The sequence below is a fragment of the Paraburkholderia sp. GAS333 genome (assembly GCF_050435665.1).
GTDB lineage: Bacteria > Pseudomonadota > Gammaproteobacteria > Burkholderiales > Burkholderiaceae > Paraburkholderia > Paraburkholderia fungorum_A.
In genome coordinates, this window is record NZ_JBNDKS010000001.1 from 1,935,779 (window position 1) to 1,958,490 (window position 22,712).

General features: G+C 60.3%; 19 protein-coding genes. 8 read left to right on the plus strand and 11 right to left on the minus strand.

The genetic code is table 11. The features are described from left to right. Positions 1–67: 67 nt before the first annotated feature. Positions 68–619, minus strand: coding sequence for a dTDP-4-dehydrorhamnose 3,5-epimerase (gene rfbC, locus ABH945_RS08605; protein ID WP_074763652.1), 552 nt, complete (start codon positions 617–619; stop codon positions 68–70). 104 nt (positions 620–723) lie between these two features. Further along, positions 724–1,719 (minus strand): GlxA family transcriptional regulator, encoded by a 996-nt coding sequence (locus ABH945_RS08610; protein ID WP_074763651.1) that lies wholly within the window; start codon positions 1,717–1,719, stop codon positions 724–726. Between the two features lie 762 nt (positions 1,720–2,481). On the opposite strand from ABH945_RS08610, the gene ABH945_RS08615 reads away from it, so the two are divergent. The 6 genes from ABH945_RS08615 to ABH945_RS08640 all read left to right on the plus strand — a co-directional run bounded on the left by ABH945_RS08615 (position 2,482) and on the right by ABH945_RS08640 (position 11,121). Continuing rightward, positions 2,482–2,856 (plus strand): hypothetical protein, encoded by a 375-nt coding sequence (locus tag ABH945_RS08615; RefSeq protein ID WP_074763650.1) that lies wholly within the window; start codon positions 2,482–2,484, stop codon positions 2,854–2,856. A gap of 390 nt (positions 2,857–3,246) precedes the next feature. Then, entirely contained in the window at positions 3,247–4,170 is a 924-nt protein-coding gene (locus tag ABH945_RS08620; protein ID WP_429250278.1) for a LysR family transcriptional regulator, read from the plus strand. A gap of 16 nt (positions 4,171–4,186) precedes the next feature. Further along, a complete protein-coding gene (locus tag ABH945_RS08625; protein WP_074763648.1) occupies positions 4,187–4,861 on the plus strand; it encodes a response regulator transcription factor in 675 nt (224 codons plus the stop codon). Positions 4,862–5,125: 264 nt separating this feature from the next. Then, on the plus strand, positions 5,126–8,404 hold the full coding sequence (locus ABH945_RS08630; RefSeq protein ID WP_074763647.1) for an efflux RND transporter permease subunit: 3,279 nt from the start codon (positions 5,126–5,128) through the stop codon (positions 8,402–8,404). Beyond that, positions 8,394–9,617, plus strand: a complete 1,224-nt coding sequence (locus tag ABH945_RS08635) for an efflux RND transporter periplasmic adaptor subunit (RefSeq protein ID WP_429250279.1) — start codon at positions 8,394–8,396, stop codon at positions 9,615–9,617. The genes ABH945_RS08630 and ABH945_RS08635 overlap by 11 nt, the downstream gene beginning before the upstream one ends. Further along, positions 9,610–11,121: an efflux transporter outer membrane subunit gene (locus ABH945_RS08640; protein WP_429250280.1), complete on the plus strand. Its 1,512-nt coding sequence runs from the start codon at positions 9,610–9,612 to the stop codon at positions 11,119–11,121. The genes ABH945_RS08635 and ABH945_RS08640 overlap by 8 nt, the downstream gene beginning before the upstream one ends. Positions 11,122–11,250: 129 nt before the next feature. Here ABH945_RS08640 and ABH945_RS08645 read toward each other — a convergent pair whose 3' ends face one another. Beyond that, positions 11,251–12,432 carry a porin gene (locus tag ABH945_RS08645; protein ID WP_074763644.1) on the minus strand — a complete coding sequence of 394 codons (1,182 nt, stop codon included), beginning with the start codon at positions 12,430–12,432 and terminating at the stop codon, positions 11,251–11,253. 330 nt (positions 12,433–12,762) lie between these two features. Between ABH945_RS08645 and ABH945_RS08650 the strand changes: the two genes are divergently transcribed. Continuing rightward, positions 12,763–13,041, plus strand: a complete 279-nt coding sequence (locus tag ABH945_RS08650) for a DUF4148 domain-containing protein (RefSeq protein WP_429250281.1) — start codon at positions 12,763–12,765, stop codon at positions 13,039–13,041. 20 nt (positions 13,042–13,061) lie between these two features. On the opposite strand, the gene ABH945_RS08655 is transcribed toward ABH945_RS08650, so the two are convergent. From ABH945_RS08655 to ABH945_RS08675, 5 genes are all read right to left on the minus strand, one after another. Then, positions 13,062–13,226: a hypothetical protein gene (locus ABH945_RS08655; RefSeq protein ID WP_171910203.1), complete on the minus strand. Its 165-nt coding sequence runs from the start codon at positions 13,224–13,226 to the stop codon at positions 13,062–13,064. A gap of 72 nt (positions 13,227–13,298) precedes the next feature. Next, positions 13,299–14,414: a porin gene (locus tag ABH945_RS08660; RefSeq protein WP_429250282.1), complete on the minus strand. Its 1,116-nt coding sequence runs from the start codon at positions 14,412–14,414 to the stop codon at positions 13,299–13,301. Positions 14,415–14,713: 299 nt separating this feature from the next. Continuing rightward, positions 14,714–15,418, minus strand: coding sequence for a response regulator transcription factor (locus ABH945_RS08665; RefSeq protein ID WP_074763642.1), 705 nt, complete (start codon positions 15,416–15,418; stop codon positions 14,714–14,716). A gap of 38 nt (positions 15,419–15,456) precedes the next feature. Then, positions 15,457–16,854 (minus strand): ATP-binding protein, encoded by a 1,398-nt coding sequence (locus tag ABH945_RS08670; RefSeq protein ID WP_429250283.1) that lies wholly within the window; start codon positions 16,852–16,854, stop codon positions 15,457–15,459. A gap of 11 nt (positions 16,855–16,865) precedes the next feature. Continuing rightward, the gene (locus ABH945_RS08675) at positions 16,866–17,543 is read right to left on the minus strand and encodes a response regulator transcription factor (RefSeq protein WP_074766336.1); all 678 of its coding nucleotides are present in this window, start codon (positions 17,541–17,543) and stop codon (positions 16,866–16,868) included. 383 nt (positions 17,544–17,926) lie between these two features. On the opposite strand from ABH945_RS08675, the gene ABH945_RS08680 reads away from it, so the two are divergent. Continuing rightward, positions 17,927–18,283 carry a DUF4148 domain-containing protein gene (locus tag ABH945_RS08680; protein WP_429250284.1) on the plus strand — a complete coding sequence of 119 codons (357 nt, stop codon included), beginning with the start codon at positions 17,927–17,929 and terminating at the stop codon, positions 18,281–18,283. A gap of 95 nt (positions 18,284–18,378) precedes the next feature. On the opposite strand, the gene ABH945_RS08685 is transcribed toward ABH945_RS08680, so the two are convergent. From ABH945_RS08685 to ABH945_RS08695, 3 genes are read right to left on the minus strand one after another with little or no spacing between them, the layout of a single operon-like run. Then, on the minus strand, positions 18,379–21,585 hold the full coding sequence (locus ABH945_RS08685; protein WP_429250285.1) for a multidrug efflux RND transporter permease subunit: 3,207 nt from the start codon (positions 21,583–21,585) through the stop codon (positions 18,379–18,381). Between the two features lie 13 nt (positions 21,586–21,598). Beyond that, on the minus strand, positions 21,599–22,147 hold the full coding sequence (locus ABH945_RS08690) for a GNAT family N-acetyltransferase (RefSeq protein WP_429250286.1): 549 nt from the start codon (positions 22,145–22,147) through the stop codon (positions 21,599–21,601). Positions 22,148–22,150: 3 nt separating this feature from the next. Beyond that, a complete protein-coding gene (locus ABH945_RS08695; protein WP_429250287.1) occupies positions 22,151–22,681 on the minus strand; it encodes a GNAT family N-acetyltransferase in 531 nt (176 codons plus the stop codon). Positions 22,682–22,712 lie beyond the last annotated feature (31 nt).

Here is a 22,712-nt window from a genome sequence, read left to right on the forward strand (position 1 = left end):
TGTTGCAATACTTGCCGCGCGGTATTGCAATAGTTGCCGCCCAGGCGGCCTTGCACCGGGACCCGTTTCAGGCAATGTTTTCCGCTTCATAAAGACGCCGCCCCGCAGCGTCTTTCGCGCCGAGAATCGGCTCGAATCCGATCGGCCATTCAATGCCGATGTCGGGATCACTCCACAAGATGCAGCGCTCGAGTTCGGGAAACCAGTACTCGGTGGTCTTCCACAAACATTCCGCTACGTCCGATAAAACGACGAATCCCTGTGCGAAACCTGGGGGCACCCAGATCTGCCGCTGATTCGTTTCGCTCAGGTACGTACCCGTCCATTTGCCGAAGTTCGGTGAATTGACGCGTACGTCTACTGCAACGTCGAATACTTCTCCTCTGACGACCCGCACGAGTCGCCCTTGTGGACGTTGCACCTGATAGTGCAGACCGCGCAGTACGCCGCGCACCGCGCGCAGGTGACGGTCCTGTACAAAATTGAAATCTTGCGAGACGTCGTCTGTAAATTCGTCCGCGCTGAAGCTCTCAAAGCAGAAACCGAATTCGTCGCAGAACACGTCGGGCTCGATGAGTTTCACCTCCGGCAATGCCGTCGCAATTACCTTGTTGCCCATTGCTGCTGTGCTCGTAAGAAACTCGCGCGACAAAGACCCGGCCGCCTGCGCGACCGCGTCCAACGGTCATCAGGCGCACGTCGGCACGAGCGCCTTCCCCAATGCTACACCTCACTGGTCGCCCGGCTACGTGCGCGATATTCGGTGGGAGACAGCGCCATGCGTTTGCGGAAAATTTTCGCCAGACGATCACCGTTACCCGTGCCGCTGCGGCGCGCAATCTTGTCGACCGGCAGTTCGGTTTCAGTCAGAAAATTGCAGGCAATGCGCAAGCGCACCTGCAACAGATAGTCCGACGGCGTGACGTGCATTTCATGCTTGAAGCGGCGCAGGAAATTGCGCTCGCTCATGGCCGCCACCTGCGCCGCGTCGGCCACCGACACCGGACGATCGCAATTCGCCTCCATCCAGCGCGCAGCCGCGCGGATTTTTTCAGCCACGCTGAGCGTCCCGCCCTCGGCGGGCAACGGAACCCACGTCGCGGCCATGCCCGGCATCACGCGATCGGCGACACTGCGCGCGAGTTCAGCGCCAAGATCGCGTTTGATGAACATCAACGCGGCGCGCGCACAGTCGTGGCGATCGTTGGCGGCGCTCAGCGCGGCCTGGCTCGCCACGTTGCCGAGATAGCGGTTCATCTGCAAACCGTCGTGGTCGGTCGGACCGGCAGCTTCGAGTACGACGCGGCCCTCGCCTATCGTTTCGATTGCGCGCGTGCGCGATTGCACCGAACGCAGCCAGCCGAGCAGGCGTTCGTCGCGCGCGGCCGCATGCGCACCGTAGCCGCCCGCGATAAACAGCACGTCGAAGCCGGCGCCGAAGCGTGTGTCGATGCGGTCGGTCCAGATTCGCGCCGACGACGAACTGGCGACGCTACCGCCGTCCATCGACAGAAATTGCACTTCATAGGGCGGCTCTTCGCCAGAGCGCGAGTCGGAGAGTTCGTTGGCGGTCTGGAACATTTCGACCACCGTGCCTGGCCCGAGCAGCCAGAAACCATCAAATAGCAATACGCCGATTCGCCGCGCTGCAGTACGCACGTTCAGAGTCGGCGTGTGTAGCCATGTAATTCTCGCTGTATCAAGGTGCATTTGCGGCATGATCTTTCCCCAAACGGTCATACGTTGTGGACCCCGATGCCCCGTCGGCTCGCGTAAGCGAACGAATGAATTTATTACGGCAGAATTTGCTGGCCACGCCGTTTAACGGATTATGCGTGATGTTAGCGGAATGGCTCGCTATAGTAAATTTGAAAAACAAATCTCAATCACGAAATCGAATGTATGAGGAAATCCATTATTGACTGTTTGATATGACACCCGCACGTTGCGGCGCGGCGTGATTGCGACGATCAAGCCACAGTTGCCGCCGGTTCAGCGCTAACCCGCATGGAATCTGGCTTTCAAGCCTTTATCCGGCTAATTTACGCAACCGGCGAATCGCCTTTCTGAGCGCCTGCGCTGTCCTTGTCATTGAAGCCGAAAGTGTTTCAAACCTGAACGTCAATACTCCCGGATAATGACCGTCTATTCGGATTTATATTCGCAAATTGGGAATTTATCGACTAATGCATTGGGCCTATTCGCATAATGCGTGAAGCAAACCCAATTAATGAATTTGCGACAGATTCCCGGGCCACCCGAAAACGTTTCGATAATGAAACATCCCCATTTATATCGTCTGACTTTAAAACCGGCTTTTCGTAAGTCGAGTTGAAACATCTGACAATATAAAAGCAGTGCAGCAATTGTCCTTCAGCGGTTCCTTAAATAAAGTTTCATCCTGGGATTGCGCTGTTTCAGGATTGGCACATCTGGCGCGCGCCATACTTTGCGTACCGTGATCGTCGCAAGGAGTGAAAGATGTCGCGCCCCATGAGCATCGAGAAAGTCAACGAGTATGGACAGAACGCCGTTCGCATCGATATTGAAGGCAGCGCGGTGCTGCTCGACGTCGCCGATCTGGACGCACTGATCGAACACCTCGGCGCGCTACGCGCGACGATGCGCCCCGAGCTGCCGATGGCGCCCGTGCGTACCCATCAATATGTGATCGAAGTCGACCCGTGCTGGCACGCCGAAAAGCATCCGCTGCACGACGGCGCTGTGCTGTTCCTGCGCCACTCCGGTCTCGGCTGGGCCGGCTTCGCTTTACCAACCGAGAGTCTCGCCAAACTGCACCATGCGCTGACGCAGCAACTGGAGTCGTCGCTCGAAGTGCATGGCATGCTCAACTGAAAGCCTCGTTGAAAGCCCGCTGACAAGAAGCGTGTTGCAACGTCTTCCGCACCGCTTCGTTCCGCTTGTTCCGCTTGTTCCGCTTGTTCCGTTTCCCGCAGCACAGCGTTTCAGATTCCACGCGCAACGCGCGTTGCAATCCGCCTATACTTCATTTGCCGCATAGCTGCGGCAACTTTCATCAAGACTTTCTCAAGCGCGGCTCTGTCCGCGCTCTTTTTTTGCCCATCGTTTAGCCATCCCGATGATCTCAACGACCGGCACGTTGCCAGCGTGCGCGTGCAGTTCATGAACATTGCACAAAATTAAAAAAGACTTAATCCACGTAGCTGCGTGGATTTATCTTCGATCGCGGATGATGCATCCATCGCCCTTCTCTACTGTTCCAACATGAACCAGCTACAAGCGATGCGTGTCTTCACACGAGTAGTCGACCTCGCCAGCTTCAATCTTGCAGCGAGGCAGTTAGGTATGTCCGCGGCTGCAGTCACGCGCAGCGTCGGCACGCTGGAAGCGCATCTGAACATGCGCCTGTTGAATCGCACCACACGCAGTCTTTCGTTGACAGACGTAGGCCGCGAATATCTGAACGGCTGTCGCGCGATCATCGAAAAGCTCGACGAAATGGAGTCGAACCTGCTGGAGACCACGCGCGATCCGCAAGGCACGCTGCGCATCGCCACGCCGATGACATTCGCGACGTCCGGCCTCGGCGCACTGCTCGCGTCGTATCGCGCGTTGCATCCCCGGGTGGATTTCGACGTGACGACATTCGACACGCACATCGATCTCGTGGAAGGCGGTTTCGACGTGTGCTTTTCCGATGACCGCCGTCTCGCGAATTCGTCGCTCGTCAGCCGCACGCTCACCAGCGTCGACGAAATCACGGTAGCGTCCCCCGCTTATCTCGCACGCCACGGCGCACCGCGCGACCCGGCCGCGTTGAACCGGCATGGCCTGCTGACCGTATCCGACGGCACGTCGCGCGCGTGGGAATTCGCAGATTCAGACGGCGTCTATCGCGTGAATACCGGTAGCGCGCTCACCGCGACCAGCAGCGCGATGGTGCGGGTCGCTGCGCTCAACCATATGGGCATCGCGTTGCTGCCGAAGCCGATCATCGCCGACGATCTCGCGCGCGGCGCACTCGTGCCTGTGCTCGAACAGTTCGAGATCAACGGCGGCCCGCGCCAGATTTCGATTCTGTATTCCGGCCGCAACTATCTGTCGATGCGCGTGCGCGCGTTTATCGACTTCGCTGTCAGCCAGTATCGCGCGCCTGACCGCCCCGTTACGCTGCGCGCGGTCGCCTGACGCGGACCCGCGCATCATGCCCAAGATATTGACGATCGAAGATGACGAGCTGATCGCGCGCGACATCGTGCGCACGCTCAGCGCGAGCGGTTTCTCCGTCGATGTGGCGCGTACCGGCCGTGAAGGGATGGCTAAAGCAATGGCGGGCGACTACGACGTCGTCACGCTGGACCGCATGCTGCCCGACCTCGACGGACTCACCATTGTTGCGACCATGCGCGGCGTCGGCGTGGAAACGCCGGTGCTGGTGATGAGCGCGATGTCCGATGTCGACCAGCGCATTCAGGGACTGCGTGCCGGTGGGGACGACTACTTGACGAAGCCGTTCTCCTCCGAAGAAATGTTCGCCCGCGTCGAAGTGCTATTGCGGCGCCGTCCGCGTCACGCTAAAGCCGAAACGACGTTGCGCAACGGCGCGCTCGAACTCGACCTCGTGCGGCGTAAAGTCACACACCGGCAGCGCGAACTCGATCTTCAACCCACTGAATTTCGCGTACTCGAATTCATGATGCGGCACACCGGCCAGGTGCTCACCCGCACGATGATTTTCGAAGCCGTGTGGGGTTGCCGCTTCGATCCCGGCACGAACCTGATCGACGTACATGTAGGCCGTTTGCGCAAGAAAGTCGAGATGCCCGGCGAGCGTCCGCTGATTCGCACGATTCGCGGCTCCGGCTATCTGTTCGGCTAACGGCACACCACACGCTCCTATCCGACACGCGAGCTATAGCGCTGGACACAGCGCTATAGCCGCTGCATCTCGCGTACGCAGCCGACAGTTCAATGCAATCGCGCGACGCATTGCGAGTTCCTAAAACTTGTTTCATTTGTTTTGTCCGCACCTGTTAGGACCCGCTCCCCAGAATGCCGTTACCGGGCCGCGCCAATGCGCGTTAGCCCCAATTGCCACACGCCCGCGCAGATTCAATCGCGCCTCTGAACGGAGCAGCCTTCGATGTTAAAAATAGTCCGGTTAGCTTTGACCCGGCCCTACACGTTCATCGTGCTTGCAATGCTGATCCTGCTGATCGGCCCGCTTGCCGCGTTGCGCACGCCAACGGATATCTTTCCCGACATTCGCATTCCCGTGATCAGCGTGGTGTGGAATTACGCGGGTCTGCAACCGGACGATATGTCCGGGCGCATCGTCACTTACTATGAACGCACGCTCGGCACGACCGTGAACGACGTCGCGCATATCGAGTCGCAATCGTTTCGCGGCTACGGCATCGTCAAGATCTTCTTTCAGCCGACCGTCGACATTCGCACCGCTACCGCACAGGTCACCTCTGTTTCGCAGACCGTGCTGAAGCAGATGCCGCCCGGCACGACGCCGCCGCAGATCCTGAACTACAACGCGTCGACGGTGCCGGTGCTGCAACTCGCCCTCACCAGCAACACGCTCGACGAACAGAAGCTCGCCGACTACGCGGCCAACTTCATCCGTCCGCAATTGCTTAGCGTGCCCGGCGTCGCCATTCCGACACCGTATGGCGGCAAGACGCGCGAAGTGCAGATCGATCTCGACCCACAGGCATTGCAGGCGAAAAAGCTCTCGGCGAACGATGTCGCCACCGCGCTCGCGCAGCAGAACCAGATCATTCCAGCGGGTACGGAGAAGATCGGCCGCTTCGAATACAACATCAAGCTGAACAACAGTCCGCTCGCACTCGATGAACTGAATGCGCTGCCGATCAAAACAGTGGACGGCGCGACCATCTATATCCGCGATGTCGCGCATGTGCGCGACGGCTATCCGCCACAAGGCAACGTGGTTCGCGTGGACGGTCATCGTGCGGTGCTGATGAGCATTCTGAAGAACGGCTCGGCGTCGACGCTCGACATCATCTCGGGCGTGAAAGCGCAATTGCCGCGTATCGAAGCGACGCTGCCACCCGGACTCAAACTGGTCACGATGGGCGACCAGTCGACCTTCGTGAAAGGCGCCGTCAGCGGCGTGGCGCGCGAGGGCATTATCGCGGCCGCCCTCACCTCGCTGATGATTCTGCTGTTCCTCGGAAGCTGGCGCTCCACGCTGATCATCGCCGCGTCGATTCCGCTCGCCGTGCTCGCCGCGATTGCCGGACTCGCGGCGATGGGCGAAACGCTCAACGTGATGACGCTCGGCGGCCTCGCGCTCGCGGTGGGGATTCTGGTGGACGACGCCACCGTCACGATCGAGAACATCAACTGGCATCTCGAACAGGGCAAGGACGTCAGGAGCGCGATTCTGGAAGGCGCCGCGCAGATCGTCGGGCCCGCGTTCGTGTCGCTGCTGTGCATCTGTATCGTGTTCGTACCGATGCTGCTGCTCGACGGCATCGCGCGCTTCCTGTTCGTGCCGATGGCCGAAGCGGTGATCTTCGCGATGATCGCATCGTTCATTCTGTCGCGTACTTTTGTGCCGATGATGGCGCAATACCTGCTGCGTCCGCATGCATCGGGCGGTCACGCATCCGGCGAACTGGCTGCAGTGATGGACCCGCACGGCGGCCATTCGCATGCTGCTCCGTCGCGCAATCCGCTGGTCCGCTTTCAGCGCGCATTCGAGCGTCGTTTCGAACGCGTGCGCGCCGTCTACCGGATCGTGCTCGGCCTCGCGCTGACGCATCGCAAGCGTTTCGTCGCGGGCTTCCTCATCGTTGTCGCTGCTTCGTTCCTGCTCGCGCCGTGGCTCGGCCGCAACTTCTTCCCGGATATCGATTCCGGCGAAATCGCGATTCATGTTCGTGCGCCGATCGGCACGCGGGTCGAAGACACCGCCGACCAGTTCGACCGGATCGAAAACGCGGTGCGCCGCGCGATTCCGCCGGACGAGTTGCGCAGCATCGTCGACAACATCGGCTTGCCGAATAGCGGTATCAACCTGACGTATAACAACAGCGGCACGATCGGACCGCAGGACGGCGATATCCTGATCTCGCTGAACGAAGATCATCAGCCGACCGCGGGATTCGTGCGCAAGCTGCGTGAGAGCCTGCCGCGTCAGTTTCCGGGCACGACGTTCGCGTTCCTGCCCGCCGATATCGTCAGCCAGATTCTGAACTTCGGCGCGCCTGCGCCAATCGATTTGCAGGTGGCAGGGCCGAACCAGGCGGCGAATCATCGGTACGCGAATGAACTGCTGCGCCGCATGCGGATGATCCCCGGTATTGCCGACACGCGCATGCAGCAGGCGGCGACATACCCGCAATTCACGGTGTCGGTGGACCGCTCGCGCGCCGATCAACTCGGCATCACCGAACAGGACGTGACCAACTCGGTGGTGGCGAGCCTGTCCGGCACGAGCCAGGTGTCGCCCACTTACTGGCTCAATCCGAAGAACGGCGTGTCGTATCCGATCGTCGCGCAAACGCCGCAATACCGGATGACGTCGCTATCGAATCTGAGCAATCTGCCCGTGACCGGCAAGAACGGGCAGGCGCAAATTCTCGGCGGCATTGCAACGATCAAACGCGGCGTGGGCAATGCAGTGGTCTCGCACTACAACATCGAACCGCTCTACGACGTGTTCGCGACGACTCAGGGCCAGGACCTCGGCGCGGTGTCCGCAAAAATCCAGAGCATCGTGCACGACACTGCAAAAGACCTGCCGAAGGGATCGATCGTGACACTACGCGGCCAGGTGCAGACGATGAACAGTGCGTTCCTCGGTCTCTCGCTGGGACTGGTCGGCGCGATTCTGCTGATCTTCCTGCTGATCGTCGTGAACTTCCATTCGTGGAGCGACGCGTTCGTGATCGTCACCGCGTTGCCTGCGGCGCTGGCGGGCATCGTGTGGATGCTGTTCACCACGCACACGCCGCTATCGGTGCCCGCGTTGACCGGCGCGATTCTTTGCATGGGCGTAGCGACCGCGAACAGCATTCTCGTGGTGAGCTTCGCACGCGAACGACTCGCCGTGACGGGCAACGCGCTGGTCGCTGCCATGGAAGCGGGTTTCACACGCTTTCGCCCGGTGTTGATGACCGCGCTCGCGATGATCATCGGCATGGCGCCGATGGCGCTCGGTCTCGGCGACGGCGGCGAGCAGAACGCGCCGCTCGGACGTGCGGTGATCGGCGGCCTGATTTGCGCGACCTTCGCGACGCTGCTGTTCGTGCCGGTCGTGTTCAGCATCGTGCACCGCCGCGACGCAGCGGACCATCCGCCATCACGCGACGGCGCGCACGACGCGCACGCCCCTTCTGACGAACCTTCATCATCCGAACCCGGAGTCCAACATGTCCACTGAGATCGAGATCAATTCGCCGAAGCGGCTGCGTCATCTGAAGCTCATCGGCCTGATTGCGCTGCTGGCGGCAGCGGGTATCGTGGCAAGCGGCATTGCCAGCCGCGTGCACGCGAAGCAGGAATTGACCACCTGGTCCGCGCAACAGGCCATTCCGACCGTGGTCGCCTATACGCCGAAGCACGACCTCGACGCGCAGTCGCTGGTGCTGCCGGGTCATCTGTCCGCGTTCGTCAATGCGCCGATCTATGCACGCGTGTCGGGATATCTGCATGCTTGGTACGCGGATATCGGCGCGCATGTCAAAGCCGGGCAGTTGCTCGGCGTGATCGATACGCCCGATCTCGACCAGCAATTGCAACAGGCTCGTGCCGATTTGCAGAATGCGCAGGCGAATGAAAAACTCGCGGCGTCCACCGCGCAACGCTGGACCAAAATGTTGCAGCAGGATTCGGTCTCGCAACAGGACGCCGACGAAAAGACCAGCGATCTGGTCGCGAAGCAGGCGACCGTCGACGCAGCCGAAGCGAACGTGCGGCGCCTTGAAGCGCTCGAATCGTTCAAGCGTATTACCGCGCCATTCGATGGCGTCGTCACGGCCCGCACCACGGATATCGGCGCGCTGATCAACGCAGGCGGCGGTAACGGGCCAGAGTTGTTCTCGGTGTCGGACGCGCATCAGTTGCGCGTGTACGTCAGCGTGCCGCAGGACGAAGCGGCCGCAATCCAGCCCGGCATGAACGCGACCCTCACCGTGCCCGAGCGGCCCGGCATGAAGTTCAACGCCAAACTCGTCGATACGGACGATGCGATCACGCCGTCTTCCGGCACCTTGCTGGTTCAACTCGCCGTCGACAATCACGACGGCCTGCTGATTCCGGGCGAATACACCGAGGTGCATTTCGCGTTGCCGACCAACTCGCATTCGTTGTCGATTCCCGCGAGTTCGCTGATTTTCCGGCAAGACGGTTTGCAGGTCGCGGTGGTCGGCAACGACAATCGCGCGGTGCTCAAGCCGGTATCGATCGCGACGGATCTCGGCACACATGTCGAGATCGCATCGGGCCTGAACGCAACGGATCGCGTGATCGACAATCCGCCCGACTCGCTTTCTTCCGGCGACGAAGTCCGCCTGCAAGGCAATGCAACCAGCACCGCCGGAACATCGAACACTTCGTTAGCGGGACGCCGCCCTGCGGAGAGCGCTCATGGCTAAACGCAACGCGCGCAAAACGCGCAACGTGCGCCGCTTAGGTATCGCATTAGCGGTCGCTGCGTTAATGAGTGGCTGCTCGTTTGCGCCGACCTATCACGTACCGCCTACAAGTATTCCCACCACGTTCAAGGAAGGCGGAGCGTGGCAACTCGCGCGCCCCGCCGACCGCGTGCCACGCGACGCATGGTGGACCGTCTATCGCGACCCCGTGCTGGATCGTCTCGAAGTGCAGGTGGCGGTGGCGAACCCCGACGTAGCCGCTGCTATCGCGCGTCATGACGAAGCGACGAGCTATCTGTCGCAGGCCCGCTCGGGGTTGTTCCCGACCATCGGCGCGGATGCATCGGTGATTCGTCAGCGGCAATCGGATAACCGGCCGTTGCGCGGCACCGATCAGCCTTCCGTGTACGGCGCGAATACCGTCGATGTCGGCATCAGCTACGACCTCGACCTGTGGGGCAAGGTCCGCAACGAAGTGTCCGCAGGCCGTGCGGCGATGCAGGCGAGCGACGCCGATCTCGAATCCGTGCGCTTGAGCCTGCAAGCGAATCTCGCGGACGCGTACTTCAATCTGCGCGGACTCGATGCACAACAGCAACTGCTCTACGATACGATCGACACCTACCAGCGCGCGCTCAAACTCACGTTGAGCCGTCACGCGGGCGGCATTGCGTCGGACCTCGACGTGTCGCGCGCGCAGACGCAGCTCGACACCGCGCGCGCCTCCGCCGACGATATCGCCGCACGTCGCGCGCTCTACGAGCACGCGATCGCGAGTCTCACCGGCACGCCCGCGTCGAATTTCTCGGTGGACGCAGTCACCAGCGAAGCCTATCTGCCGTCGCTGCCTACCGGCGTGCCCGCTGCGTTGCTGCAACGACGCCCCGATATTGCCGCGGCCGAGCGGCGGGTTGCCCAGGCGAATGCGCAGATCGGCGTCGCTAAAGCGGCATTTTTCCCGAACATCTCGCTCGGCCTCGACGGCGGTTATCAAAGCACGACACTGTCGCCGTGGCTGATGGCGCCTAACGAAATGTGGTCGGTCGGCCCCAGTCTCGTGATGACGCTGTTCGACGGCGGCCGGCGTGCCGCAATCACGCAGCAGGCGCGCGCGAAACTCGCGGAGAACGGCGCAAAGTACAAGGCCGCCGTACTGCTCGCCTTCCAGCAGGTCGAGGACAACCTCGCGCAACTGCACCATCTCGGCGACGAAGCTCAGCGGCAGAATGAAGCGCTCGTTGCCGCGCAACGCACGCTGACGCTGTCAATGTCGCGTTACCGCGACGGCGTGGTCAGCTATCTCGACGTGGTCACGGCGCAAACCACCGAACTCGACACGCAGATTGCCGCGTTAAACCTCAATACGAGGCGTCTGCTGGCTTCGGTGGGGTTGATTGAGGCACTGGGTGGTGGCTGGTCTGCGGACGGCTCCAAAGCCGCGCCTGATGTTCAGGCGGCACAGGCACAGGTTGTACGGCCGCAGAGCCTTGCGAACGCGGGTTGATCGCCACGGCGCTTTTGCGACGTAGTCGCCCGCCGATATTCGAAAGTCAGACATAAAAAAAGTCGCCGGGGTATCCCCGGCGACTTTTTTTTGGGCGCGTGTTCCAGCGCCCTTCCGCATACAGATAAATCAGAAGCGGTGCCGCATGCCCAGCGCCACCACCGCCTGACGATTGTTCGACGAAGCCGCCAGCGAATAGATCGACGCGTTACCCAACACCGAGACGCCGTCCGCGCCCGACACATGCTGATACACGCCTTCCAGATACACATCGGTACGGCGCGACAACGCATAGTCCGCCTGCAGCATGAACTGATTCCACTTCGGCGCAACGCTCTTGCCGTCGTCGCTGAAATGGCCATCGGTGAACGTGTACGAACCACCCAGCGACAACGCTGGCGTCAACGCATAACGTGCATTGAGTTCGTAGTTGTTGAAGGTCAGCAGATCGCCATTGAGTGTCGAATACGAACCGCCCTGCGTGATCTGGCTCGGGTCGTTGAGAATCGTACGCGTGAAGACGAGGCCCACCGTCGCCTTGCCGAACGTATAACGCCCTGCCGCGCCGAGAATGCGCTGGCGTGCGCCGGTGAAGGTGGCATCGCCATCGCTGCTACTCACGGCACCGCTCGTGTTGGTCGGCGTGTTGACCCCGCCCGGCTGATTGATCTGCAGGTACGCGACCGCCAGGTTGAACGGACCGCCGGCCCATTGCGCGCCGAGGCTATACGCGTTGTTGTTGCTGAAGCCGCCCGCTGCATTGCTGAACGCATACGCGGCGCCGACCGTGAGACCGTCGTAGGTCGCGCTGCGGAATTTCAGCGAATTGTTCATCCGCAGATCGTTGTTCAGATTGTCGTTATCGAACGGATGATCCGCGATGTTGCCGCCGAAACCCGAGCCGGTTGCCGACAGCGGCGCGACGAAATCGACGAGGAAATCATACTGGCGACCCATCGTCACCGTGCCCCATTGCTTGCTGGCGAGGCCGACCCACGCCTGACGGCCGAACAGATCGCCGCCATTGGAGATCTTGCCGTTGTCGATATTGAAGCCGTTCTCCAGATCGAACACCGCGCTCAGACCGCCGCCCAGATCTTCGTTACCGCGCAGCCCCCAGCGGTTGGTGCTCAGATTGCCGCTTTCCATCATCCAGTTGCTCTTGCCCGCACCCGAGGCCGTCTTCTGATTGCTGACGTAGTCGAGACCGGTATCGAGCGTGCCGTAGAGCGTCACGCTGCTTTGTGCATGCGCCGTCGCAGCGACAGTGCCAGCCAACGCGACGAGTGTGGTTGCCAATGCTTTTTTCATGTTTGATTCCGGGTAAAAGAAGGCGCCGATCCGCGCATCCACGGACCGATCCCGCAAACCGTGCGGGTAGCCGCAATTTAGATAGACGCGATGACACACCCGTGATCAAAACCACCCGTTTCATGAAACGTTTTTTATGTTGATGACATGGTCTTGCGAAGTGCCCTGCTTACCGGTTCTTCGACGCTGTAACAGATAAATTTCTTTTCATGCACACACGGCGAATCCGCTAAAGCGGTTTGACTATCCTTCTCATCAACCGATCCACGAATGCCATTCTTCGCTTCGCGCCTCGGCCTCCAGCCAATCCAATTTGTGAGGAATCCGTATATGAAATCCTTGACCCTTGCCATCGCTTTTATCGGCGTTACTGCAACTGCTTCCGCATTTGCCCAGTCGACCACGGCACCCGCCACGCAGCAGAATGCAGCACCGTCGATGCAGGTTGCCGCGAATACGACGCCTTCGGTCGGCGCCGCCGGAACGTGGGTGGCTCCATACGGTCAACCGGTTGTTGAAAAGACGCGCGCCCAGGTTTATCGGGAACTGGTGCATGCGGAGAAGGACGGTCAGCTTGCCTATCTGAATTCGACTGTCTACGCGCACTAACGTGTTTGGGCGCCCGCCCGCTATTTTTTCACCACGATATCAATGACTTTCCGCACCGCGATCAAACGATCTGCCCGTTTCGCCGTTGTCGCTGTCGCAGCCGGATTCCTGTTATCCGGCTGTGCGACAACACCTTCCAGCACCGCCGCCAACAGTTGCGTCGGCCCGGTGAGTTTCTGCAACACCTACTTTGGCTCGTAATAGAAAAGAGCGCGTTACCCATCGGGCAACGCGCTCTTTTAGTTGGTACGAAAGCGTTAGAACGAGTGGCGAATACCCACCCGCCCAACCACCTGCTCACCCGTGGTCGACGGATCGAAACCCGCAATCTGCGCGACCGCACCACCGCTGGCCCGTTGCAATGCCGCTAGCGCATAGACGGCGGTCCGCTTGGACAACTCGTACTCCGCGCTCAGATTGAGCTGCTGATACTTCGGCTCCTGATTTGTCGCGTGGTTACGGCCATCGGTGTAGGTATAGCCCGCTGCCAGGTTCAACTGGCTGGTTGCCTGGAATGTACCGGCTATTTCGTAGTTCTGGAACTTGACGTCCTGACCGTCATCGCCCTGCTGGAAGTTCACGTTGGTGAAATTGCCCATCACCTTGAACTTGCCGATCGAATACGACGCCCCCGCCGCGAAGATGCCCTGACTTCGCGCATTGGCGAGATAGTCGCCATATACCGCATTAGTAAAGCCCGTGCCGTTCTGATAACTCTGGATCGATTCCTCAGGATCGTTGACGCGCAAATAGCCCGCACCCATCGAGAATGGACCATTGGTGTACGACGCCGCCGCGCTATAAGCCGAGTTATTCGAGAATTGCCCAGCCTGTCCGCCGAATGAATAGAGCGCCTCGCCTGTAAAGCCGCCAATCGTCGGACTCGTGTACTTCACCGCATTGCTGATCGCAAAGCCGTTGTCGAGGTTATCCATGTCATTCGGATGCGAGAAGTACCAGCCGCCGTAGCTGTCGTTCAGCGAGAACGGCTCGATCAGATCGACAAGAGGGTCCCATTGCCGCCCGAGCGTCAGCGTACCGGCCGTCTGACTGGCCAACCCCACATACGCGTTACGCGAGAATGCGAGACCGCTGCCGAGGCTGCCAGTGGTCGAATTGAAGCCGCTTTCGAGATCGAATATCGCCGACAGACCACCGCCCAGATCTTCCTTGCCCCTCACGCCCCAGCGGCTCCCTGCGCTCACTCCGCTCGCCATTTGATAAAGATGGCCGCCGTCCACGTTATTGGCGAAATCGATCCCCGTATCGAGAAGCCCGTACAGCGTGACGCTGCTTTGCGCGTGCGCCGTGCCTGCAACGCCGACACACAGCAGTGCCCCGACCATGTGCGTCCATTTCATCTTCCGATTCATGCAATACCTTTCGTTTATTAAGGATGGCTGACAACAGTAGGGTCGTTTTCATTTCATTGAATGTGACCACGCGACGAATATATCGAGGTCAGAAAGCACTGCATCTGCAAGACTGAGTTTCAATCGACGCGTTGCATTTTCATGAATCGATCATTGACCCAACCCGCATGAGCACCTTTGCATCATGCAAACGAAGATTGAAAGGAACGGACGAATTCACTCCACTCGCGACGCGGAACGGTTGCAAGTGGAGCAAATAAGGAAAGGTGGATTGGGTACTGCGAGAGCGAAGCTAGAATTCAGGAATCGATCGACACCTGGTAGCCAAACCGGCTTACCGTTTCGATCCTGACCTGAGGCACTTCATCGGTCAGCTTTCTTCTTAACCGTGACACCACCAGATTGACGCTGGATGGATCGACATCTTCCTTTTCCGGCCACGCATAGCGAATCAGTTGATCTCGTGCGACTGGCGCGTTCACCTGCCGAAATAAGCATTCGAGCAAAAGAAATTCACGCCGCGTCACCGCAAGCCGGTGCATACCAAAAACGAGTTCCCGGGTGGCCGCGTCGAGAGAGGGACTGCCAAATGCGGCGGGAATCGACGCAGGAACCGAACTCGCCGCGACCGCGCGAGCGCCGCTGGTCCGCCTCAAAGCCTGCAGACGTTCATGCATTTCAATAAACGAATAAGGCTGACCGAAGCAGGCATCCGCGCCGGCCCGCAAAACACGGGTGCGATCCTGGGCGGTGGCGGTGCCGAGCACCGCAATGATCGATGCACCATTACCCGCCGACGAAAACTCGCCGAGAAACGTCAGCAACGATGGATAAAGGCCAATGTCGAGAACCATCAGCACGATTGCATCGAAGGCCTCCTGCGTGGCGAGAAAAACGCCGTCACGCAGATCGTCGGCCCGTTGCAAACTATGTGCGCTCTCCTGAAGCGCCTTGAAAAGCCAGGCGGCCTCCGGGTGAGAAGGACCTACGAATAAAACGCGCATTCAGCATCTGCCAATGACAGGGAAAAATAAGCAAAGGGTCACGCAAGCGTCCTCGACCAGCATTCGATGGAAATTCTCGCGCCCGGTTGCGCATTGCCGATCTTCATCGTGAAATCGTGTACTCGCATCACTGCAGAAACAATACTGAGGCCCAGTCCCGAGCCGGCCAGATGTCGGGTCGTTTCGCCGCGATAAAAGCGTTGCAATACCGCATCACGTTCGTCGGCGGCAATGCCCGGACCATTGTCGACAATATCCACTTGCGGACCTGCCGGCGTTTGACGCAATTCCATGCGTACGACTCCACCTTCAGGCGTGAACTTGATCGCGTTGTCCACGAGATTACTCAGTGCTTCGAATAGCAATGCACGGTCACCATGAATTGCATCCACCGCCTGAGTGTGCACCGAAAGCTGGATAGAACGGCTCTCCGCGAGCGGTTCGTAAAGCTCGCCCACCTCCTGAACCAGCGTTTGCAATTGCATTTCGCTGAAGCCGCCGCGTCGTTGCAAAGTGCCAATTTCGGAAATGCGCAGCATCGCGCGAAAGCGGTCGAGCAGTGCGTCGGTTTCGGTGCGTGCGCGGTCCACCAGCCCGGCTAACTCGGCGTCGTCATGCGACTCGGTGCGCTCCGCCGCCTGCGCGAGCAACGTGCGAACATGGGCCAACGGCGTGCGCAAATCGTGCGCGATGCCGTCGCATGCGCCCTTTACTTCGTTCATCAGACGTTCGACTTCGGCCAGCATATGGTTCACCAGATGCGCGAGCATATCCACTTCGTCGCGCCCGCCAATCGGCAGGCGCTGCGCGAGATCGCCCTGCGCAATACGCTGCGTGACATGCCGGATCGCCTTCAGCCGACGCATCTGACGCACGCTCAGCGCAAGGCCGCCCGCCGCGCCCGCCAGCAGGCACAGAATGCCGCCGCCCACCAGCGCCTTGATGATGGTCGCGCGAATCCGCAGCACGTGCGTGAGGTCGCGCGCGATCACGAGGGTCGAGCCGTCCTTGCGCTGCTCGGCCATTGCGCGCACGCGTGGCGGCGCTTCGTCGTGCCTCATCGACATCGTGAGATCGAGCGTCTTGCCCGTACGATTGGTCGGCAATTGCGGCGGATAGGCGAGCACGTCGCCTGCGAGCAAACGGCCGTCAGGTCCGAACAAACCGTAGTAATTCGAGTGCATCCGCTCGTGTTCGATGCGGCGGTGAATTGCATCGGCGAGGTCGGCGTCGGGCAGCGAATCGAAGTAGATCAGTTGCCAGTCCATCACCACATCGAATTCGCGTTCCATGTCGCCGGTCACGGCCCAGCCGATCACGCCCAGCAGCACCATCACGGAAAGCGAAAAAATGACCGCGTAAATGGCGAGCAGCCGGAACGTGGTCGAATGCCAGCGCTGCCCGAGCGCGGATTGAGCGGGCAAAGTTGTGTCCATCAGAATATCGCTCATGCGAGGATATAGCCCGAACCCCGTACGGTCTGGATCATCGGCGTCACACCGGCAGGGTCGATCTTTTTGCGCAACCGGCCCATATGCACGTCGATCAGATTGGTGCCCGGATCGAAGTGATAACCCCATACCGCTTCGAACAGCATGGTGCGAGTAATGGTTTGCCCAGCATGACGCATCATGAATTCGAGCACGCGGTACTCGGTGGGCAGCAGCACGATCTCTTCGCCGTCACGCTGAACCTTGCGCGAAATCAGATCGAGTTCGAGAGGCCCGACCCGCAAATGGGTTTCGAGCTGCGCAGCCGGCGTCTGGCTGCGGCGCAGCAGAACTTCGAGCCGTGCGGTCATTTCTTCGGGGTCGAACGGCTTGGTCAGATAATCGTCGCCGCCTGCTCGCAGACCGCGTACGCGTTCGTCGACATCGCCTAGCGCGCTGAGCATCAACACAGGCGTTTGAATGCCGATGCTGCGCATGGTGGTTAGAATCGTGAGGCCGTCGACGCCGGGCAGCATACGGTCGAGCGTAATGACGTCGTAGTCTTCGCTGATTGCGCGAGCCATGCCGTCGCGGCCGTTCGCCACCCAATCCACGGTGAAGCCGCGGCTTTTCAGTTCACCGACAATTTCATTCGCGGTAATTTCATCATCTTCGATCGTCAATACTCGCGACATGATCATTGCATGCGCCGCGGCCCGCTCTACCGATGCAAGCGACGGACGCGACCGGTTATCAGTAGAAGGACATGATGCCATATTCGGCTAGCGCGTTCAGTGCACGGACGTGCGTTTCGGCGGACGCCGACGCTTTGCCACAGTGCCGGAATGCAGGCTACGCCGGGCCTCGTAGCGGATGAACGTCCGTTTCATGAAGAATAATTTAAGTTCGCAAAACGGCCGCGGAAAGTCAGCAGAAAGGCCCTCGACATGAGTCCGCGCAACGATAAAACAAATTTCATTCTGCCGACGCCGGTTCGGTAGACCACCTCCACTAGCCTTCCGTTCAGCCCGCCGTTTTATTCGCGGTCCGATTCGAACCTTCTCGTGGATGGAAAAAAATGAAGCTCGCAACGAAAACCTTGCTCACTACTCTTCTTCTGATTGGCAGCGCTTCCGCGATGGCCGCGCCCGGTCTCACGCAACAACAATGCAACGATTACCCGTTCAAACAGATGAAAGGCGAAGTGACGCACAAGCAGTTGATGCGCGAACTCGGTGAACTCGAATCGGTTGGCTATCAGCCCAGCAATGGCGATGACGCCGATTATCCGAACGATCTGGAAAAGGCTGAGCAGAAATTGCAGGTCGAATATCGTGCGGACTGTTTGCCCGCGCAAGCGCACGTGTCGGCCAGCGCCGCGCCGACCTCAGGCGGCGCCGCACCGGTTCCCGCCGCCACTCAGCCGGCCGGTTGAACTTCGTGCTGACGGTCGGCGCGCAGTCGGTGCGCCGACGCTGCGAACAGCGTGATGCCTGCGTGCCCGATTGCACACAACCGCGAGAAAACGCGTTACGTCAGTGATGATTTGTCGAGCGAACCGGATTGGGTTTCACTGTGACGCGTATGCCGTTGCGCACGCTTGCGGCGCAATTCCGCCAGCCGTCGCCTGCCGTGCGTCAACGAGGCGACCGCGTAAAACGCAGCCGGCGCAAACACCAGTCCGAACAACGTTGCCGCGAGCACCCCGCCGACCACGCCTGTACCAATCGAACGACGGCTTTCCGCGCCCGCGCCGCTGGATACCACCAGCGGCACAACGCCGAGCAGAAAAGCGGCGGATGTCATCACGATCGGCCGGAAACGCGCCCCCGCTGCTTCAGTGACAGCGCGCGATAAAGGCATGCCGCGCCGATAGAGATCGCGCGCGAATTGGACGATCAGAATCGCGTTCTTTGCCGCGAGACCGATCACGGTAATCATGCCGACCTTGAAGTACACGTCGTTCGGCATGCCTCGCAACAACATCGCCACGACCGCGCCGATCACGCCGAGCGGCACGACCGTCAAGACCGCAAACGGGATCGTCCAGCTCTCGTATAGCGCAGCCAGCGCCATGAATACAGCGAGCAGCGACAGGCCGATCAACAGCGGCGTAAGCTGTGCAGCAGCAGTTTCCTCGCGCGCGGCATCCACCCAGTCGTAACTCACGCCGACCGGCAACGAAGCGGCGAGCCGCTCCATCTCCGCCATCGCCGCGCCGGAACTGTGGCCGGGCGCAGCGCGTCCGCTCACGTCGAGTGACGGATAGCCGTTGTAGCGCGTCAGCATGACCGGACCGATCGACCAATGGCTTGCTGCAATCGCCGATAACGGCACCATGCCGCCGCTCGCGTTGGGCACGGCGAGCGCCAGCAGGTCGTTTTCCGTCATACGTGTGTCGGCATCGGCTGCGATCATCACGCGGCGCATGCGGCCACCAGTCGGAAAATCGTCGATATAAGTCGAGCCGAACGTGCTGCCCAATATTTCTGCAATACGGTCGAACGGTACGCCGAATGCGTACGCTTTGGCTCGGTCTATCGAGAGTTCGACGCGCGGCGCGTCCGGCAGATCTTCGGAATGCACCGAGGTCAATACCGGACTCGCCTTCGCTTGCGCAAACAGTTGTTCACGCGCGGCCTTCAGCGCAGCGAGTCCGACACCGCCGCGATCTTCGAGACGAAACACGAAGCCATCCGAATGCCCGATACCGGGCACTGATGGCGGCAATTGCGCCTCGACGTCGCCGTCCAGAATTTTGCTGAAGCTGTCGTTGAGACGGTCGCGCAAAGTGAGCGCGTCGGTATCGCGCTGGCTCCAGTCTTTCAGTTCGACAAAGCCCATCGCGACGTTCTGACCGCTGCCGGCAAAACTCCACCCGATCACACTCGTGACGTTCGCGATGGCGGGCTCGTCATGCAGGATCTTTTCCATCCGCTGCACCACCGCCAACGTGCGCGCCTGCGTCGCGCCAGCGGGCAATTGCACCATCACCTGCAACTGGCCTTCGTCCTCGCTCGGTAGAAAGCCGCCGGGCATGCGCCAGTAGAGCAGCCCGCATACGACGACCAGCACCGCATAGACGGCGAACATAGGGCCGATGCGACGCAGCGTGCGCGCAGTCAGTTCGCGATAGCCGCGTGCGGTGCGGTCGAAGCCCGACGTAAAACGGCTTGCGGCGCGCGCGGCGAAACCGGGCAACCCGCGACGCGCATCGCGCTGACCGACCGGGCGCGTGTGCGGCCTGAGCAAATTCGCGCACAACGCGGGCGTCAACGACAAAGCCAGAAACGACGACACCAGCATCGACGCGATCATCGACACCGCGAACTGGCGATAAATTCCGCCGACTCCGCCGGGGAAGAATGCCATCGGCACGAACACGGCCGTCAGCACAGCCGTCACACCGACAATCGCACCGCCGATCTGCGACATCGCCTTGCGCGTCGCTTCGCGCGGTGGCAGGCCCTCTTCTTCCATGACACGATGCACGCTTTCCACGACCACGATCGCGTCGTCGACGAGAATGCCGATTGCCAGCACGAGTCCGAACATCGTGAATACATTGATCGACAGATCGCATATGTACATCGCTAGAAACGCGCCCATCAGCGTGACGGGAATCACGACAGTCGGCACCAGCGTATAGCGTAAATCGCGCAGGAACAGCCACATCACGAAGAACACCAGTACGACTGCCTCGGCAAGCGTGACGAGTACTTCGCGACTGGCAATCTGCACGAAATGCGCATTGTCGAAAGGAATTTCGACTGCGACGCCGGACGGCAATCCTTTAGACAATTCCGCGAGCCTCGCACGAATTGCATTGGAAGTTTCGAGCGCATTGCCGCGCGGCCCCAGTTGAATACCGACCGTCGCCGCCGCTTTGCCGTTCAGGCGCGACCAGTACGAGTAATTGTCCCGCCCCAGTTCGACTCGCGCGACATCGCGCAGACGCACGGCCGAGCCATCCGGCAACGCCTTCAATACGATCTGTCCGAATTCGTCCGGCGAGACCAGTTGCCCTTTCACGCTCACCGACGCGGTGATCTGCTGCCCTGGCACGAACGGCGCATCGCCCAACGTACCCGCCGTGACCGCTGCATTTTGCGCAGCAATCGCAGCGTTGACATCGGCTGCGCCCAGTCCGTATTCGCGCAGCTTCATCGGATCGAGCCAGATACGCAGCGCTTCGTCCGCGTCCCACAGTTCCGCCGCGCCCACGCCGGGCGCGCGCTTCAATTCGCGCAGCACGTAGCGACTCAGATAGTCGCTCAATTGCACCGAGTCACGCGTACCGTCGGTCGATGTCAGCGCGACCAGCATCAGGAACGTGTTGGCCGCCTTGAACACGCTGATGCCCTGCTGTACGACCTGCTGCGGCAAACGCGGCTCAACCTGCTTGAGCCGGTTCTGAATGTCGACCAGAGCGAGATCGGGATTGGTGCCGGGCGCGAACGTCGCATCGATTTCCAGATCGCCGAGGTTGTCGCTGGTGGTTTCGTAATAGAGCATATTGTCGGCGCCATCGAGACTTTCCTCGATGATGCTGCCGACATTCGCATCCACCACTTCTGTCGATGCACCCGGATAGGTGGCGGTTATGACGACGCGCGGTGGCGCGAGCCGTGGATACTGCGCGACCGGCAATTGCGGGATCGCGAGCGCGCCCGCCACGACAATAGCGAGCGCGACGATCCACGCGAAAACCGGACGATCGATGAAAAATATAGGCACGCGAGAGCCCTGTTCAGATTGTCTCGAAGCGAGGCGCATCGACAATGCGCGCCATATGTATGACGTCGGCCAGGACGCCGTCGCGCATTGCATAAGCACGCGAGCGCCCTTCTTCGACGAACCCACCGCTGAGATATAGCGCGATTGCCGGCACATTATCGGCAAACACGGTCAGTTCAACCCGGCGCAACCCCAGCGCGTTGTCGGCGTAATCGGCTAGCGCCTGCAGCAGCGCCGAGCCGACACCGCGGCCGTGATACGCATCGTGCACCGCCAGACCGAGACTCGCACAATGTGAACGGCTGGGGCGATTCATTTCAAGGCTGGCATTGCCCACTATCGTGTCGTCGAGCCATGCGCACACGATCACACTGCCCTCGCGCCTGCTCTCACTCCATGCCCGCATCTGTTCAATTCTGCGGTAGCCGGATGACAGTGTGCCGCGCCGCACGGCGGGCAGATTCATGATTTCGGCGAGCGCTTCCATATCGGCCGGTTCGCATCGCTTCACCGTTACGCGATTCCTGAGTGACGCGTCGCTCTGCAACGTTGTTTCGTTCATGGTCTAGTTCGCGGCGAGGTTGGAACCGGAGACTGGCGGCATCAATGGTGCGGGTTCGCGCAAACGAGCCATCAAATAGCAGTCTATCAACACGCCGCGACGCAAGACAGCACCGCGTTGACGCGCTTCGATCACGAAACCGAACTTGCGATACAACGCGAGCGCCGCATGGTTGTCGGCGAATACGGTCAACTCGATGCGACGCAGGCCGAGCCAATTATCGGCGAGATCGAGTAATTCGCTCATCAACACGTTGCCGATGCCGCGCCGCTGCCACGCGTCGTGAACACCAATCGCGAGCGATCCGGCATGCGCACGCCGACCTTTGAATGGCGTCAATTCCGCTTCACCGACAAACGTATCGCCTACCATCGCCGCAATAGCTATTTCACGCGGATCGAGCTTTTCGATGTACTCCCGCGTAACCGTCACCGACTCGAATGGCACATGCGGATTGCCATGAACGACCGCGGGCAACTGCAGCATCGCGTGGAATTGCTCGGCGTCGGCAACACGCAATGCACGCAACGTCATGCCCTCGGGCAATCTCCCAGATTCTACTTTT